The sequence below is a fragment of the Terribacillus sp. 7520-G genome, from assembly GCF_002271665.1.
Lineage (GTDB): Bacteria > Bacillota > Bacilli > Bacillales > Amphibacillaceae > Terribacillus.
Map to the genome: position 1 here is coordinate 1 of NZ_NQFP01000042.1, position 16,684 is coordinate 16,684.

At 46.4% G+C, this 16,684-nt stretch carries 17 protein-coding genes; 2 read left to right on the plus strand and 15 right to left on the minus strand.

Translation table 11 applies throughout. The features are described 5' to 3' along the window. Positions 1-29 precede the first annotated feature (29 nt). The 13 genes from gdh to CHH53_RS14235 form a co-directional block, all read right to left on the minus strand. Complete coding sequence (gene gdh / locus CHH53_RS14185) at positions 30-815, minus strand: glucose 1-dehydrogenase (RefSeq protein WP_095216792.1); 786 nt, start codon at positions 813-815, stop codon at positions 30-32. Between the two features lie 16 nt (positions 816-831). Next, positions 832-1,692, minus strand: a complete 861-nt coding sequence (locus CHH53_RS14190; protein WP_095216793.1) for a GRP family sugar transporter — start codon at positions 1,690-1,692, stop codon at positions 832-834. A 93-nt stretch (positions 1,693-1,785) separates the two neighbouring features. After that, a complete protein-coding gene (cydC, locus tag CHH53_RS14195) occupies positions 1,786-3,519 on the minus strand; it encodes a thiol reductant ABC exporter subunit CydC (RefSeq protein ID WP_095216794.1) in 1,734 nt (577 codons plus the stop codon). Then, complete coding sequence (cydD, locus tag CHH53_RS14200) at positions 3,506-5,227, minus strand: thiol reductant ABC exporter subunit CydD (protein ID WP_095216795.1); 1,722 nt, start codon at positions 5,225-5,227, stop codon at positions 3,506-3,508. Before cydD ends, cydC begins: the two co-directional genes overlap by 14 nt. Further along, entirely contained in the window at positions 5,227-6,243 is a 1,017-nt protein-coding gene (gene cydB, locus CHH53_RS14205) for a cytochrome d ubiquinol oxidase subunit II (protein ID WP_095216796.1), read from the minus strand. Before cydB ends, cydD begins: the two co-directional genes overlap by 1 nt. Beyond that, the gene (locus CHH53_RS14210; protein ID WP_095216797.1) at positions 6,230-7,630 is read right to left on the minus strand and encodes a cytochrome ubiquinol oxidase subunit I; all 1,401 of its coding nucleotides are present in this window, start codon (positions 7,628-7,630) and stop codon (positions 6,230-6,232) included. Before CHH53_RS14210 ends, cydB begins: the two co-directional genes overlap by 14 nt. Positions 7,631-7,840: 210 nt before the next feature. Next, positions 7,841-8,389, minus strand: a complete 549-nt coding sequence (locus CHH53_RS14215; protein ID WP_095216798.1) for a nucleotidyltransferase family protein — start codon at positions 8,387-8,389, stop codon at positions 7,841-7,843. Between the two features lie 23 nt (positions 8,390-8,412). Next, a complete protein-coding gene (locus CHH53_RS14220) occupies positions 8,413-8,883 on the minus strand; it encodes a GNAT family N-acetyltransferase (protein ID WP_095216799.1) in 471 nt (156 codons plus the stop codon). An 11-nt stretch (positions 8,884-8,894) separates the two neighbouring features. Next, on the minus strand, positions 8,895-9,077 hold the full coding sequence (locus tag CHH53_RS14225; RefSeq protein ID WP_095216800.1) for a DUF4177 domain-containing protein: 183 nt from the start codon (positions 9,075-9,077) through the stop codon (positions 8,895-8,897). A gap of 104 nt (positions 9,078-9,181) precedes the next feature. After that, positions 9,182-9,352 carry a hypothetical protein gene (locus CHH53_RS17410; protein ID WP_158221570.1) on the minus strand — a complete coding sequence of 57 codons (171 nt, stop codon included), beginning with the start codon at positions 9,350-9,352 and terminating at the stop codon, positions 9,182-9,184. Positions 9,353-9,423: 71 nt separating this feature from the next. Continuing rightward, positions 9,424-10,290, minus strand: a complete 867-nt coding sequence (locus CHH53_RS14230) for a GAF domain-containing protein (RefSeq protein WP_233135116.1) — start codon at positions 10,288-10,290, stop codon at positions 9,424-9,426. Positions 10,291-10,419: 129 nt separating this feature from the next. After that, a complete protein-coding gene (locus CHH53_RS17415; protein WP_158221571.1) occupies positions 10,420-10,560 on the minus strand; it encodes a hypothetical protein in 141 nt (46 codons plus the stop codon). A 116-nt stretch (positions 10,561-10,676) separates the two neighbouring features. Then, positions 10,677-11,675, minus strand: coding sequence for an acrylyl-CoA reductase family protein (locus CHH53_RS14235; protein WP_095216801.1), 999 nt, complete (start codon positions 11,673-11,675; stop codon positions 10,677-10,679). A gap of 237 nt (positions 11,676-11,912) precedes the next feature. On the opposite strand from CHH53_RS14235, the gene CHH53_RS14240 reads away from it, so the two are divergent. Beyond that, a complete protein-coding gene (locus CHH53_RS14240) occupies positions 11,913-12,752 on the plus strand; it encodes a YitT family protein (protein ID WP_095216846.1) in 840 nt (279 codons plus the stop codon). Between the two features lie 143 nt (positions 12,753-12,895). Further along, complete coding sequence (locus CHH53_RS14245; protein WP_095216802.1) at positions 12,896-13,906, plus strand: STAS domain-containing protein; 1,011 nt, start codon at positions 12,896-12,898, stop codon at positions 13,904-13,906. A 38-nt stretch (positions 13,907-13,944) separates the two neighbouring features. Here the strand turns inward: CHH53_RS14245 and CHH53_RS14250 are convergent, their stop codons facing one another. Together CHH53_RS14250 and hisD are read right to left on the minus strand one after the other, a co-directional pair. Further along, complete coding sequence (locus CHH53_RS14250) at positions 13,945-15,264, minus strand: GntP family permease (RefSeq protein ID WP_095216803.1); 1,320 nt, start codon at positions 15,262-15,264, stop codon at positions 13,945-13,947. 32 nt (positions 15,265-15,296) lie between these two features. Then, positions 15,297-16,589, minus strand: a complete 1,293-nt coding sequence (gene hisD, locus CHH53_RS14255) for a histidinol dehydrogenase (RefSeq protein WP_095216804.1) — start codon at positions 16,587-16,589, stop codon at positions 15,297-15,299. Between the last annotated feature and the right edge of the window lie 95 nt (positions 16,590-16,684).

The window sequence follows — 16,684 nt, forward strand, 5'->3', positions numbered from 1 at the left end:
GACAATGCCCTCGGGCATTGTCTTCTTTTTTAGCCTCTTCCTGCTTGGAAGCTCGGATATTTGGTCATCCCGCCATCGGCAAACAGTGTAATACCTGTTACATAGCTGGATTCATCGGAAGCGAGCCAGGCTGCCACTGCCGCAATTTCCTCAGGCTTGCCGATATATCCCATTGGGATCATGCTCTCCACGTCGGCTTTCTGTTTTGGATCTGCGAACTTTTCTGCATTGATCGGGGTATTGATGGCACCTGGACCAATATTGTTCACACGGATCTGCCTAGGGGCATATTCAAGCGCCAAGGTTTCCGTCAAAAGCTTCACCCCGCCTTTACTCGCCGCATAATGCGCAAACAATGGCCAAGGAATCACTTCATGGACGCTGGACATATTGATGATATTTCCTTTGACATTATTTTCGACAAAATACTTCAATGCCTCTCTCGATCCCAAGAAAGCGCCTGTCAGGTTCGTCCCGATGACACGATCCCAGTCTTTCAATGACAGTTCATGGGATGGGACAGGATTTTCAACACCCGCATTGTTTATCATGATATCAAGCTTCCCGAAAGAATCGATAGCCGTCTGGACGAGTTTCTTCACATCCTCTTCTTTCATGACATTACCCTGGATGGCTATTGCATCGCTGCCGCCATCTTTGATTTCACGGACAACCTCATCCGCCTTTTCCCCATTATTGTAATAATTCACGACAACCTTTGCGCCTTCCTGGCCGAAACGAAGCGCCATTGACCTTCCCAGACCAGTCGACGCCCCTGTGATGACAACTACTTTCCCTTGCAAACTTGGATACATAAGAAACACTCCTTTTTCATGATTTCGTATAACCTAAGAGGAACCCGGCCACAACGATCAAGACAATCCCGATACTGATACTGATCAGCTGTCCCCTGGTTTTCTTCTCCCCTAAAATGAAAATACCGCCCAATGTGGAAATGACGATGCCCATCTGGGATAATGAAAAGCTTGTCGCAACCCCGACACGCGGCTGCGAAATGAACAGGAACATATTCCCGGTGGCCCAAATCAGGCCAGGAAGTATATTCTTCACTGTGTACATGTCATACGGTCTGTATTTCACGGTGAGTATGATGCCGCCTGCCACCATGCCGACAGCCTGCGGGAATAAGGCAGTCCATCCATCCACCCCGAACAATCTGGCGATGACCACATAGACGAGATAGCCTATTGTCGAGATGGCAAGGAACACCAGCCCTTTGCGGAAAGCTCCCCTGCTCTCCTCGTCCTCTTTCTCTCCCTTGGCGCGTTTGGAAGTAAGGATCGCTCCAACGATGATCAGCACCAGCGCCAGGATTCCAAGAATGACAGAACGGGTCGTGTTCCATTCTCCGAATACGATCACACCAAACAATGATGTGGAAACAAGCTGTGCGCCTGTAGAAATCGGCATTGTCCTTGAAACGCCAATCGCATGGATGCTCTTCAGCTGGAAGGTTTGGCCAAGCGACCAGAACACCCCGGATAAGAATCCAATTAAAAAGATGAATCCCGTCAGTTCCGGACGCACAAAGAAATACAAAACGATGGAAAGCAGCAGGGCCCCGATCGTTGTACCCAGAATCTGGTGATAAGGGCTTCCTCCGAGCTTGACATTGAATAATACGATACTGCCCCAAAACAATGCGGGCAGGACGGCAAGAAAGATATCCATCACGTCACTCCATTTCGATTATGCTTACCCGTAGTATGACGGGCTGACTGGCATTTTATGCATAAAAAAAATCCAAAGCGTAATCGCTTTGGATCAAGCACGCTGAAGCACCTCCGGGCGGTCCAGCTCATATAGTCTCCGATAATGCGAGGATTCCTGAAGCAGTCGTGCATGTGTTCCGCGCATTTTTATTTTCCCTTCTTCCAGGAAGATGATTTCATCCATTTGCTCCATCCCCACGAGATGATGTGTCACCCAGATCAAGGATTTACCAGCCAAGCTGGTAAAAATCGTATCCAGCAAGTCCCGTTCGGTAATCGGATCAAGTCCTACAGTCGGCTCATCCAGCATGACAATCGGTGTATCCTGAAGCAGGACACGCGCCAAAGCAATTCGCTGCCGTTCGCCGCCAGAGAAACGCTGACCTGTTTCCTGCATCGATGTCTGATATCCTTCCGGCTGACTGGCGACTAAATCATGGAGCTTGACTTGTTTCATCACTGCTTTCACTTCTGCTTCCGTTGCCGATTCATTTGCCAGCAGCAGATTATTGGCAACACTTGTATAGAAAAGATATGGATTTTGATTCAAAACCGATACAAGCTTTGTCATATCCCTTCGGATTGCAGCTGCTTTGTATCCATTGAGTTGAACAGATCCCGCATCGGGGACAAGCATCCCTTGCAGCAGCTTGAGCAATGTCGATTTACCGGCACCGCTTTTACCGATGATGGCAATCTTTTTACCTTGAGTCAGTTCGAGTGACAGATTTTTGATGACCCTTCCCTGCTGCTCATAACCGAAGCTCACATCATCCATCGTCAGCTGCACATTTTCCAATGAGCCCTCATAGGACTCAGGCTCAGCAGCTGTTTCCTGATCCGCTTCCAGCTTGGTGACGCGGTTCAGGGATTCTTCATAGCGAGGATACTTCTCCACCGCATTGGAAACTGGCAGAATCGCCTCTGACAGCGGTATGACGACAAGGACGAATGCAGCAATGAATACACCCGCAATCCTTCCATCCGCAAAAAGGCTGGCGCCGAAAGCCAGCATCGTGACAAGCATGGCAGCAACGATCACCTGCCCGATGAATTCACGGTAATAAGACCAGTTCTTCGACCGTTTATCAAGCATATCCTGTGTACCCTGACGCTTATAGAACCGGCTGAAGAATTGCTTCTTCTGACCGCTCAGCAGCCAATCATGGATACCGAGGAAACCATCCGTCACATATTGATAGAGCTCATCCTTATCCTTCTTGTATGCCTGGTTCACCGCACGCATATGCAAAAGGGAGAAAATCGGCATCACGACAACCAATACAAAGAAATATATCGCCATTAGCACTGCAAAGCCAGGACTGAAAAACCCGAGTGCACAGATACTGATGACATACAGGAGGACGGCAGATGCAGTCGGAAGAACCGTGCGTAAATAAAGATCCTGCAGACTTTCGATATCCTCGGCCAAAATGCCGAGCACTTCGCCTGTTTTCAACGACTTACTCGTCGCTGCTTTCGGCTCGACCAGATGATACAGACGCGTCCGCATCTTCGCCAGCACACGGAGGATGAAATCATGACTGACCAATCGTTCGGAATAGCGGAATACCGATCGTCCGAGCCCGAATGCCCGGACAAGGACAATCGGCACATACACGAGCAGGATATTCTCCGGCCGAAGCGATGATTTTGAAATCAGATAGCCAGATGTGAACATCAGCGCCGCAGCTGATCCCACAGTCAGCATACTGAGCAGCAGAATGGTCAGCATACGATATTTATAACGTTTGACATATGGCATGATCCAGTCACGATGCTTCATGATTATCCCCCATTTGTGCTTGCAGCAAACGGACATATAAGCCGCGGTTTGCCATCAATTGTTCATGTGTGCCGCTCTCAGCTATTCTGCCGTTTTCCATGACGACGATCACATCCATTTCCTGCATCCAATGCAATCGATGCGATGCGAAGAACAACAATTTATCCGAAGCGAGCTCCTTGATTACTTCCTTCAATTCATATTCCGTTTCGATATCAAGCTGCGCTGTCGGTTCATCCAAGAGGACGATGGGGCGGTCACTCAAAAATGCCCTGGCCAGCACAACACGCTGTGCCTGCCCGCCGCTCAAGGAGCGGGCTCCTTCACCAATCAAGGTATCGGAACCTTCAGGCAGCTTATCTACTACATCACGCAGCCCGGCATGATCAATCGCTTTTTCCACTTGGTCGTCCGAAGCCTCCGGCGCATAGAATCGCACATTATCCTTGATGCTTCCTTGGAAGATGAATGGATGCTGCGGGATGTAGGCCGTTTGTTTCTGCCACGTATCGGCGGTGAAATCCACAGGCTTTCCATCCAGCTCCATCCGACCGGCTGCAGGATCGATAAAACCACTGAGCAAATCAATGAAAGTCGATTTTCCTGCACCGCTCGCTCCAATCAATCCGATTTTCTGATTTCCCTTGATCCTTAACATGATGTCTGACAGAGCAGGACGATCATTGTCATACATAACCGTCACATCCTGTAAGGCAAGTTCACTGTTTTCTTTCCAAATACCTGCTTCTTTCCCTTGGTGCTTTTCATCGGCCAGCTTGATGACAGAAAGCATTTGATCGCCAGCATCCTTGCCATCGAGCGTTGCATGATAATCATTCCCCACCTCGCGAATCGGCAGGAAATACTCTGGCGCCAGCAGTAAAATCATCAATGCCGGTTCGAGCAGGAGCGTCCCATCGATCAATCGAAGCCCCAATGTCACCGCAACGAAAGCAATTGCCAGCTGTGTGAATAGATCCAGTGCAAACGTGGAAAGGAACGCGATCCGCAATGTACCCAAGGTGGATTTGCGATACTGCCCGCTCACCTTCTCGATCGTCTCCCCATGCGCCTTGCTCCGCCCGAGGAATTTCAATGTTTCCAATCCTCGCAGTGAATCCACGAAGTGATTGGATAGCATACGATATGCCTTCCACTGACTGTCCATCTTCTTCTGGGCAGCCAAGCCGAGCAGGATCATGAAAGCAATCAAAATAGGAATGGTGACCAGCAGGATGATCGCTGAAATGTCATCGTGCATCCAAATATAAATCAATACAAGCCATGGCGTGATCATATTGGACACAAGCTTTGGCAGGAACAGCTCCAGATAATCGCGCAATTTTCCTGCTCCCTCCAACAAGAAAGTGACCAGATTCCCGGTACCTTCCTGTCTTGTATAGCGGGGTCCAAGTTTGAATACACTCTCCAGGAATGCCTTTCGCATATCCTCGACAGTTGCCTCTGCAAAGCGGAAACACACTTTCTTGATGATCAGCTGCAATAGCTGTCTAGCAAGAAAGGCTGCTATAAAGCAGCCTATAAGTGGGATTTGAGATTGAAAACTTTCACCATGGAATAGGTGCGTAATGGTCTCCGCAAGCCATTTCGCCTGAAAGATAATGGCCACAGCTTGCGCAAGCGTCAATGCGGAGAGCCCTAGCAGCACCGTTTTTATTCCTTTATAAGCCATTAAATTTCTGCCCATTAGTATTCCATATGCTCCTTATGATCCACTCGTTTACGGAAAACGTAGTAGCTCCAGATTTGATAGCCTAATACGAATGGCAGCAATGCCAAACTGATATAGGTTATGACTTTCAAAGAGTAATCTCCTGAAGACGCTGATTGCACCGTCAAACTATATGCTTCACTGATGGAACTAATCATTACCCGTGGGAACAGACCGATAAACACGGAAGCGATCAGCAGGATCATGATCAAGCCTGACATCAAAAATGCCCAGCCATCTCGTTTGCGTGTGATGAAATAACCCGATGCGATGTAAACGAGAACACCGACCATGAATAGATACTCCAAAATATTGCCATGGACACTGAACATGTCCGTTTTGAAGAATGTCATACCAAGGAATGCCACCAGTAAAATCGCGTTGATGGGCAGCAAGCTCTTCGCTGCTTTGCGGCAGCGTTCACGCAATGTGTCCATCAACCGTAGTGTACCGAAGATAAGGCCATGCCATGCACAAAGCATGGTGAGTGTCACACCGCCAAGAACGGTATAAAAGTTGATGACATCGGATACTCCGGCATGCATTGTCATATTTTCGTCAATCGGCACTCCTTGAATCAAGGCTGTGAACATGATGCCGAAAGTAAGCGGCGGGATGATGCTGCCAAACAGAATCACCCAGTCCCATGTTTTTCGCCAAGTCGGATGCTCCGCTTTGCCGCGGAACTCGAACGCAACACCGCGCCCGATCAATCCGAAGAGAATGAACGCGAAACAGAGATAAAATCCGCTCAGCATGGATGCATACCAATTTGGGAATGCAGCGAACATCGCACCGATCGCTGTGATCAGCCATACTTCATTGGCATCCCAGTATGGACCGATTGAATTGATGAACGCGCGTCTTTCCAAATCATTTTTGGCTACAAACTTACTTGCCATTCCGACTCCGAAGTCGAAGCCTTCCAGGAAGAAGAAGCCAACGAACAAGACAGCAACGAGAATGAACCAGAATTCATTAAGAGAAAGCATGTTGACCCTCCTTCGTGAACGGATCTGCAATCGGGTCTGTCTTCTCGATATCGTGGTCCGGCCCTTTCTTGATTTCACGGACGAACAAAGTGATCATGACCGCAAACAAGATCAGATACAAAACAGAGAAAGTGATGAGGGAGAATAATACTTCTCCTGCAGTCACCCCTGCGCTGACTGCATCCTCTGTTTTCATATAACCGAATACAACCCATGGCTGACGACCAATTTCCGTCATGATCCAGCCTGCCGAACTTCCGATGAATGGGAAGCTGATGGCTATGATCATCAAACGCAGATACCATTTACTATTGATAAGTTTTTTACGTGCATACAAGTACGCTCCCCAGATGGTAAGGGCAGCTATTGCACCGCCAAGTACAGACATGACACGGAAACTCCAGAATGTCGTTTTGACCGGCGGCATGTAATTGCCAGGTCCATATAGATCTTCATAACGTTCCTGAAGTGTATTCATACCTTCGACCGAACCTTTGAATTCCCCATAAGATAAGAAACTCAACAGGTACGGAATTTTTAGCTCGCCCGAATTTTCTTTCGCTTCTGTATCGATATTGGCGAAAACAGTCCATGGAGCCGGATCGGCACTGTCTTCCCAAAGGCCTTCACTGGCAGCCATTTTCATCGGCTGTGTTTCCACAAGATATAGTGCCTGTTCGTGCCCGGACAGCGCAATACCGATACCGCTGATCAAACCGACGATGATCGCCACTTTAAAGGAACCTTTATAGAATTCCACATGCTTCTTACGCAGGAATGCGATGGCACTTATACCGGTGATGAACAAGGCTCCGGTTGCAAATGATCCCAAGATAGTATGCGGGAATTCAACCCAAAGCTGGCCATTTGTCAGGATTGCCAAGAAATCATTCATTTCCAATCTGCCATTTTGCAGTACTTCCCCTACTGGATGCTGCATGAATGAGTTGGCTGACAGGATGAAGAATGCGGAGAAAATCGTACCTAAGGAAACAAGCCAAATACATAGGGCATGCACCCATTTCGGCAGACGATCCCAGCCGAAAATCCACAAACCAAGGAAGGTGGATTCCATGAAGAATGCCAATAATGCTTCTATTGCAAGCGGTGCACCGAAGACATCCCCTACGAAACGGGAATATTCCGACCAGTTCATTCCAAATTGGAATTCCTGCAGTATACCGGTCACGACACCGACTGCAAAGTTGATCAGGAATAAATGTCCCCAGAACTTCGCCATTTTTTTGTACTTATCATCTTTTTTGACAACGTACAGAGTTTCCATGATTGCTATGATGAATGCCAATCCTATACTCAATGGAACGAATAGGAAATGGAACAATGTCGTTGATGCAAACTGGATTCGCGAAAGCTCTACAACATCCATTTTGCCGCCTTCTTTCTTTGTCATATTTTATCGGAAACTATGTGAAATTAGTCACATTGTCCTGTTACGTTTAGTATACTCCCCTATTCCTATTTGTGATTGTGAAATATTGAACAAATTGTGGCGTAATCGTCACAGCTTTGTTAACAAATAAAAAAATCCCTTTGGAAAGGGATTTTCTAGTAGTTCATATAAAATGATCGTAGGTAATTAATTCCTTGATGCATCCGCTAATAAACGGCTGATCGCGAAGTTTGCAGCTTCTGGCAAACCAAGCGTGAGAGCCTGCTTTAAGTATGAAGGATCTGCAAGGCCATTGCTATGAAAATAGTCTTCCATCAAAGCTCGCTTTTTTTCCTTGCCTGGCAATAGCCAATACATCACATACCAAGCTTCCATACTGCCCAGCGGCAGCAAGCCATCCTTTGTTTGTTCCTTGATGGCAGTGAATGGCATTTGGATGACATTGGTTTCATATAGAATTGCAAAGTCAGTCATCAAATCCACCTGCAAACCATCCGACATCCCGAAGGTTATGCAAGCTCTTGTTAAAAAGATACCTTGGGCAGGTTTATCTTCATATGTGACAGCACTTGCCTGAAGCACTTCCTTCGCGCAAGCAAAGCACTCTCTTTCAACTAGTATATCGACATCATTCGGGCATACAGGCAGTCCTTTCAGATACAGGAGGAGCGAACCGCCGATAGCATAGGAGATACCGCGGGCTTCCAGTAATTCCAAAACTGGTTTGAAATGCAATGCATCGTCTTCCTTCCAGTGTATTATAAGTCTTTGATATACCAAACATCACATGCGTAATGCTCCGTTTCACTTAATGGCTTGTCCATACGCCGAAATCCATTCTTCAGATAAAAGCGGTTTGCAGCGGCCATACTGCTTAACGTTTCAAGATAACAGCGACGATAATGCCGGCGGGCAAAGGTAAGGGCTGTCTGCAATAAATCATGGGCTATACCTGTTCCGCGCGTATCTTTGGCCGCATACATCTTTTGAAGCTCACAAACTTCCGGATGTCCGGGAATGGGCCCGATTCCGCAGCCCGCAACGATCTTACCTTCCTGCTCCACCACCCAATATCTCGAGCCTGGCTTCTGATACAGGGAATGGAAACGGCCAAGATCGGGATCACTCCAGGCTGTTCCTGGCTTATCGGCTCCGAATTCTTTCAAGCAAGTCCGAATCAGCTGCTCGACTGGCTGATTATCTCTCTCAGCTATTTCTCTGATGTTCATCTTTCCACCCCTTAAGCTTCCCTTTCAAAGATCAGTTCGATGCTGAGTGCCATCCCATCATAACCCGGAATTGGGTTCATGCTATGTAAACGCCAGCCATCCCGGGCATATTCTTGGACAACTTTCCGATAATCCTTCTTCATCTTCCCGGTTAATGCTTTCATCTCAATTGTTTCAAACGCATATGTCATCATATCTGTTCCCCCTTTTCCTCTATTACGGTTTAGTCTGCCAAAAAGTTTCCTACAGCCTCTTCACCAAATAGGATTGGGTACAGCCGATTGGGTGATCCTCCACCTTACCGAACACTATATAGCCATGCTTCTGATAGAATCCCAAGCCCATTGATTTCCATGCCGCATGGACAAGCTCTGCCTCCTCCGTGTACTTCCAGAAGCGGTGTCATCCACGAATACGTACAGAACCATAAAGCAGCTATCCTCATTTTATGAACGAGCGTTTTCTTCATTTAATTCCCACCTTATTTTACCATCAAAAATGGATACAAAAAAAACCAGACATATCAGTGTGATGTCTGGTTTACAGTGTCTCCCGCTTTTCCAAATGGAGACCTATTTTATGGAGCGCACGCTCCAAATTGGCTTCTATGATGATTTCCTTCAATTCCATCTGCAAAGATAGGGCCTTCAGAGCCAAATCCGGGTGAAAGCCGGTCAAGATCGGTGTCACGCCGGTCAGCTTTAATAAGGTGGCTATCTTCAGTAAGGAATTGCTCACAACATGATCAATCTGCGAAATACCCGACAAATCTATCACAAGGTAATCAAGATTCATCTCTTGACTTTTTTGCAGAGATAGCTGGATTATTTTCTCAGCTCTCTCTTTATTGATGAATCCTATAATCGGAAGCACAGCGACTCCTGACGTAATTGGAACAAATGGCGCTGATAAATTCTGAATCTGCTGATTGGCATTATCAAGCTCCAGTACAAAAGTCAAAAGTGAAGCCATCGTTTCAAAGAGACGGATATGTTCTTCGGTAAACGGAAAGATATGTGTGTCCAGCCCGCAGATGGTCCCATAAATCTCCCCATTTTCAAAATAAATGGGGATTCCGATAAAGCTGCCGCCACCTAAACCCTTTACGACATCAAGCGATTGAGATAGTTCACTTTTGGATAAGTCGGGGATGATCAATATTTCTTTCCCATGATCGACACTCAGCTTGCATAATGTCTCATCAAAAGGCAGTATTTCCCCCTGTTGCAGCAGCTCTTCCTTCTGATTGATGACTGTGATTATTTCATTTTGGACTTTGTCATTTTTGGCGATGAATAGTGTATTGATCTTCACGAATTCGCTGATGATCTCCAGCACCCCTTGTGCTGCTTCCTCGAAATTATCAAAAGCCCTGACATTCTTAGCCATCTCTGTAACTGTTTTCATTTCCCCGTACCTTTCTTCCTAAACATAATTCGAATGGTATTCCTTTACCCTAACCAGGTTATGTTATAACATCCTTCCGAAGAAAAGTCAGAATAAAAAAAGCGTGCTGGCACCAGCACGCTTTCCATATCAATTCGCTTTTTTATATGCTACCGTTTCGGTTTCTGTTCCGTGTGCAAATTGCTGTTCGTCTTTTTTGACCATTTTCATCCAGGCTGTAAAGCAGCCAACAACACAAGCCACTGCGAACACAATCAATAGATAAATCATTTGTGCACCTCACATAATCATTTGATTACGATTATGTCACGGATTTGCACAGAGAGAAAGCATTTGTGATTTTATTCACAAATCTTACAAATTTAGCGGTCACATTCCTGTCACAATCAGCCGCTTATTTTAACCAAATATCTGCCTCTGGCATTGCCTTCCAATAAATTAGGCAATGCTTCCGGTAATTGGTCCAGCGTCAATTCTTCCAGTACGAAACGCTCTAAATCACTAGGCTTGAAAGCAGTAGCCAGCTGCATCCAAATCTTTTCGCGAGTTGGTTTCGGGCAATAAACCGAATCGATGCCAAGCAAATTAATACCGCGCAGGATGAACGGATAGACAGTCGTCGGCACCTTGCCCCCGCCTGTCAAACCGCTCACAGCGGCGGAACCGTTATACTTGAGCTGGCTGAGGACCGATGCGAGCGGTTCCCCGCCTACCGGATCGACTGCAGCTGCCCATCTCTGACTGGCAATCTGCTTGAGATTTCCATCATACACTTCATCCCGGGAGATGATCCGGGCAGCTCCAAGTCCTTTAAGATAGTCCTCTTCCTCCTGTTTACCGGTACTGGCTTCCACCTCGAAACCAAGTTTGTGAAGAATGGCTACAGCAAAGCTGCCTACTCCGCCGGTCGATCCGGTAACGAGCACCGGGCCATCCCCTTTATCAAGCCCGTTTTCCAATAGGCGCTGGACAGAAAGTGCAGCTGTAAAACCGGCAGTACCAATGATCATCGCTTCCCTTGTGGTCATCCCTGCCGGCAGCGGTACGATATAATCTGCTGGCACCTTGGCATACTCGCTATAACCTCCGTGACGGGAAACTCCGATTTCATAGCTTGTCGCAATGACGTGATCCCCCTGCTTGAAGCGCTCGTCTTCAGAAGATACAACTTCCCCAGCCAAATCGATTCCCGGAACGATCGGGTAAGTCTTGACGACATTTCCATTTGGAATCGTCGCAAGACTATCCTTATAGTTGACACCGGAATAATGGACCTTGATCAGTACTTCCCCTTCCGGCAATTGATCGACTGTCAGATCTTTCACCTGTACGGAAAAATCTTCGCCTTGTTTTTCTGCAACCAATGCTTTGAATGACTCTTTCATCTGCAAAACCCTCCTATTTATATATCCCATACTAGTCTTTTTCATATCCAGACACAATTTATGCGCATTCGTTCCTCAATCATTTTCGTATACCCCTTTTACATCCCAAATAAAACCGGAAGATATTCTATCAAAATCTTGTCAAGTGATATGGCAAGTCATGGGCACTGTATGATATAATCTCGTGGTCTATCAGAGAAGAAACTACTACTTGAAGGGGGTTAACAGATGAAACAGATGAAGCAGCATTTCCTTAGAGACCTGGCATTCCTGGCGGCCGGTTCCTTTCTGTTCGCGCTGGCAGTGAACCTCTTTGCCATCCCGAGTGAACTTGGTGAAGGCGGTGTCACAGGTATCACCATCATCTTGTTCTATGCATTGGGATGGGCGCCAAGTATCATGAACCTGATCCTGAATGGACTTTTGCTCATCATAGGCTACCGTTTTCTCGATAAGCAAACCGTCTTCTATACAATCATTGTCATTCTATTGAATTCTTTCTTCCTTCATCTAACCGAGAGCTGGGAGATTGCTTCAGACCAAGTGCTTGTGAATGCCATTTTCGGCGGAGTATTTGCCGGAGTCGGGATCGGGCTTGTCCTCAAAGTCGGGGGAACGACAGCAGGCACCGCAATCCTTGCCCGGCTGGCAAATAAATATCTGGACTGGAATACAAGCTTCGCTTTGCTGTTTTTCGATTTGATTGTCGTGGCAGCCTCCTGGTTCATCATCGGAACGGAAAAACTGCTCATCACGGTAATCATGCTTTATATCGCTACCAAGGTTATGGAATTCGTCATCGAGGGATTGAATCCGAAGAAAGCAGTCTTCATCATTTCCAATCAAAAAGATACGATTGCCAAAACGATTTCCACACAGCTTGACAGAGGCGTCACACTGCTGGAAGGACGCGGGTATTATACGCAGAACCAGAAAGAGATACTCTATGTCGTCATAAATAAACAGGAATTGCTCCCACTGAAGAAAATTGTCCGATCCATCGATACAAAAGCATTCATCACCTTGTACGATGTACGCGATGTATTTGGTGAAGGATTCATGGATATCACCAAATAAATCGAAGCGAACCCAAGGGAATCTGGGTTCGCTTTTTTGTTTTTTTGAGGTTCCATGCCTTGGCAAAGGACTGGCATTGTATGCCAAGAAATTTTATAATGAGAGTTGGATAATAAAATGCACCAAGAAGGAGTACGAGATCATTGGACAAGATAGAGATCGGCGGCCTTCAGTTTGGTTGGGAACTGGAAAAAGGCAAATTCACATATGAAAATGAAGATGCGGTACTGTTTTGGATTTCCAGTGCCATGCGGGAATTTTTTGATACGATAGAGGAAATATCAGGGATGGAAGTCTCCAATCTTGTTTTTGAAACGTCTGGATATCGGCAGGGACTGGTCGTAGGTAAATATTTTCAGGACAAGCCTGATGTCGATCTTCATAAAGCTGCCGAACTGATTACGAATACGTATGCATCAGCAGGATGGGGCAGAACGAAAATCACGAATCTTGATCTTGAAAAACATACGCTGACAGCTGAGCTGATCGACAGCTGGGAGCACAAGATAAATGTCGCGCAAGGAAAAACCGAAGGCGGCTCCTTCCTTCCTGCGCATTATGCCGGTATCTTCAGCGGCATGTTCGAAACAAACATCTGGTACGAGGTAGAGCATTATCAATTGGAAGGTCATGAAAGTACCATCATCCACTACTTTCCTTCGGAGATAACTGTTACAGAGAATATCCATCAGCTGGCCCGTAAAAAAGAATCACAGCATATCATGGAATTGGAAGCGATTGTCGAAGATAAAACCAGGGATTTGAAGAATCTTGTAAGCGAGCTGTCATCTCCGATCATTCCGGTACTGGATCATGTCGTTGTCGTTCCGCTGATCGGGAAATATGACGAGGATCGATCTAAGGAGCTGCTCTTTAAAACACTGGAAAACCTGCCAGCACATAAAGCAAGATACATGCTGCTTGATTTGACAGGACTGGATAAGGACGTCAGCCAGTACACAGCCAATCTGATCAGCAAGGTTGGGTCCGCTGCATCCATGATCGGAACAAAGACATTGCTTGTAGGTATTTCCCCCGAGCTCAGTCTGCACATATCCAACTCCGGGATTTCACTCGCCTCCTTCGATTGCTTCCAAACACTGCAGCACGGAATCCATTATGCTTTAGGACAAATGGGAAAACAGATCATTTAACAGTGATAGCCCCCTTAAAAGGGGGCTATCACTATAGATTAGATACCCAATCCAAAACTGAATAATAATACTGCCAGAATGACTGCAGCCAACGGAACGCATACTGTCATCGCCCCAAAGGCCGGATATGCATCCCGGTGCGTCTCCCCAGCAATGGCCCGTATAGTGGTGACAGCGTAACCTCCATGCGGCAGGGAATCCAATGTGCCTGAAGAGATGGAAACCGTCCGGTGAAGAGCTTCCGGATCCACTCCCATATCCAGATAGTGCGGCGCCAAGATAGGCAAGGCTATCGATTGTCCGCCTGACGATGAACCAGTGAGACCTGCTATGACCATTACAGCTAGTGCGCCTCCTATCAATGGGGATCCAGGAATACTTGTCATAAAATTCACGGCATCATCGAAAGCAGGTGTTATTTTGGCAACTCCGCCAAAACCGACTACCGCCGCAGTGTTACCTATTGCAATAATTGCTCCGGTGGTACCTTCACCTACAGCATCCCAGAAATCCCTGAAATACTTCCTATTGAGCAGCCATGTAGAGATTATCCCGCCCAACAAAGCAAGTATCAACGCTGATTGTGCCAACGAGTCATGGAAGACAAAGGCAATGATCAATACAATCAGCAAAGGAATCAAGCTTTTCAGCGGATGCGGCAGGTCCTTTCTTATTTTCGTTTCATCCGTATCCCTGGCGATGAAATGTTCGCCTTTTTCAGCCGCCTTTTTAATCATCCTCATTAACCACCAGTACCCAAAGATAATCATGAAGACTGCTGTAACTAAACTTACTTCCCAGCCTGCATAAGGACTTGTTCCAAGATAGGGAATCGGAATCCAGTTCTGAATTTCAGGTGATCCGGCAGACGTCATGGTAAATGTCGTGGAACCGAAAGCCAACGCTGCGGGAATGAATCTTCTTGGTAAGTCAGCTTCCTTAAACAAGCTGACGGCCATCGGATATACGGCAAATGCCACAACGAATAAACTGACCCCGCCATAAGTCAGCACGGCAGATGCCAGTACGATGGCGAGTACGGCGTGCTTGATTCCTACCTTGGTGACGATCCAATGGGAGACACTATCAGCAGCCCCGCTATCTTCCATTACTTTTCCGAAGATTGCTCCCGCCAAGAACATAAGGTACCAAGAGGTGATGAATCCAGCGAACCCGTCCATATAACCAGTAATGAAATCTACCTGTCCATCTTCAGCAAACTGCGGGAATAACGGGATACCATTCAATACTGCGACGAATAATGCTGATATAGGCGCGACCACCAACAGATTCATGCCTCTCATCACAAGAACTGTCAGTAAAACCAGACCGCCGATCAGACCAATCATACTTAACATAATGCACCTACTTCCATAAAAGAAGTTAAACTCTATTCATTCTCCGACTCACCCTTGTACTTCCTTACACGAAGCAACGCTTGCTCTGCATGACCAGAGAAATTCTCCAGCTGGCAAAGTCTAGCAGCATATTCCCCGATATAAGCACTTTGCTCCTTGGAAGTAACTTTCTGATAGGTAACCGTTTTCAAAAACTTGCCGACCCAAAGTCCCCCGGTATATCTCGCCGCGCCTTTTGTCGGCAATGTGTGGTTCGTTCCTATCACTTTATCGCCGTATGCAACATTTGTTTCTGGTCCAAGGAACAGGCATCCATAATTTGTCATGTTCTCTAAAAAGAAGTCAGGATTCTTAGTGAGTATTTCAACATGCTCAAACGCTAATTTATCTGCTTCTTCCAGCGCTTCTTTCTCATCTTCTGCGATGATGATCTGTCCGTAATCATTCCAGGATACACTAGCTACATCTGCAGTAGGAAGAATCTTTAATTGTCTCTCGATCTCTTCGACTGTCCTTTCCGCTATTTCTTTCGAAGTGGTGATCAAGGCACCAGGAGATGTTGGTCCATGCTCGCCTTGACCAAGCAAATCTGTAGCGATAAATTCAGGATCGCTTGTTTCATCTGCAACTACCAGTGTTTCAGTCGGCCCCGCAAAAAGATCGATCCCCACGCGACCATAAAGCTGTCTCTTCGCTTCAGCTACAAAAGCGTTACCTGGTCCAACAATCATATCGACTGGTGCAATAGTTTCCGTACCAATCGCCATTCCGGCCATTGCTTGAATACCGCCTAAAATATAAATCTCATCCGCCCCAGCCTTGTGCATGGCATAAACCGTGGCCGCCGGAATCTCACCATTGATCGGGGGTGTGCAAGCTATCACTCTTTTAACACCGGCAACTTTAGCCGTCAATACACTCATGTGAGCGGATGCAACCATTGGATATCGTCCACCGGGAATATAGCAGCCAACACTTCCAACCGGAATATTCTTGTGTCCCAGAATGACTCCCGGCATTGTCTCCACTTCTATATCTTTCATTGATTTTCTTTGTTCCTCTGCAAAACGCCTGATGTTATTTTGAGCAAATTCAATATCCTGCTTTGTCTGTTCTGGAATGGATGCGCAGATTTCATTGATTTTTTCTTCTGTAAGCCGGAAACTTTCTGGCGACCACTTGTCAAATTGAAGAGACAATTCCCTGATTGCTTTGTCACCTTCATCTTCGATTTTTTGGATTGTGGATCTTACTATGCTCGCGACTTTCTCATCGTCACGCTTGATATCTTCATCCACTTTACCTTTTTTGAAATAAACAGCCACATTATCCCCTCCATAGTTTTTGCATACGTATGCAAAAACAGATCGATTAAATTTGCATACGTATGCAAATTTAATTATGTCTAGATAATAATTGA

Excerpts from the sequence above, each read along its gene's own strand:
- gdh (WP_095216792.1), bottom strand. The coding sequence starts at position 815 with ATGTATCCAAGTTTGCAAGGGAAAGTAGTTGTCATCACAGGGGCGTCG.
- CHH53_RS14190 (WP_095216793.1), bottom strand. The coding sequence starts at position 1,692 with ATGGATATCTTTCTTGCCGTCCTGCCCGCATTGTTTTGGGGCAGTATC.
- cydC (WP_095216794.1), bottom strand. The coding sequence starts at position 3,519 with ATGAAGCATCGTGACTGGATCATGCCATATGTCAAACGTTATAAATAT.
- cydD (WP_095216795.1), bottom strand. The coding sequence starts at position 5,227 with ATGGGCAGAAATTTAATGGCTTATAAAGGAATAAAAACGGTGCTGCTA.
- cydB (WP_095216796.1), bottom strand. The coding sequence starts at position 6,243 with ATGCTTTCTCTTAATGAATTCTGGTTCATTCTCGTTGCTGTCTTGTTC.
- CHH53_RS14210 (WP_095216797.1), bottom strand. The coding sequence starts at position 7,630 with ATGGATGTTGTAGAGCTTTCGCGAATCCAGTTTGCATCAACGACATTG.
- CHH53_RS14220 (WP_095216799.1), bottom strand. The coding sequence starts at position 8,883 with ATGAACATCAGAGAAATAGCTGAGAGAGATAATCAGCCAGTCGAGCAG.
- CHH53_RS14225 (WP_095216800.1), bottom strand. The coding sequence starts at position 9,077 with ATGATGACATATGCGTTTGAAACAATTGAGATGAAAGCATTAACCGGG.
- CHH53_RS17410 (WP_158221570.1), bottom strand. The coding sequence starts at position 9,352 with ATGAAGAAAACGCTCGTTCATAAAATGAGGATAGCTGCTTTATGGTTC.
- CHH53_RS14230 (WP_233135116.1), bottom strand. The coding sequence starts at position 10,290 with ATGAAAACAGTTACAGAGATGGCTAAGAATGTCAGGGCTTTTGATAAT.
- CHH53_RS17415 (WP_158221571.1), bottom strand. The coding sequence starts at position 10,560 with ATGATTTATCTATTGATTGTGTTCGCAGTGGCTTGTGTTGTTGGCTGC.
- CHH53_RS14235 (WP_095216801.1), bottom strand. The coding sequence starts at position 11,675 with ATGAAAGAGTCATTCAAAGCATTGGTTGCAGAAAAACAAGGCGAAGAT.
- CHH53_RS14240 (WP_095216846.1), top strand. The coding sequence starts at position 11,913 with ATGAAGCAGCATTTCCTTAGAGACCTGGCATTCCTGGCGGCCGGTTCC.
- CHH53_RS14250 (WP_095216803.1), bottom strand. The coding sequence starts at position 15,264 with ATGTTAAGTATGATTGGTCTGATCGGCGGTCTGGTTTTACTGACAGTT.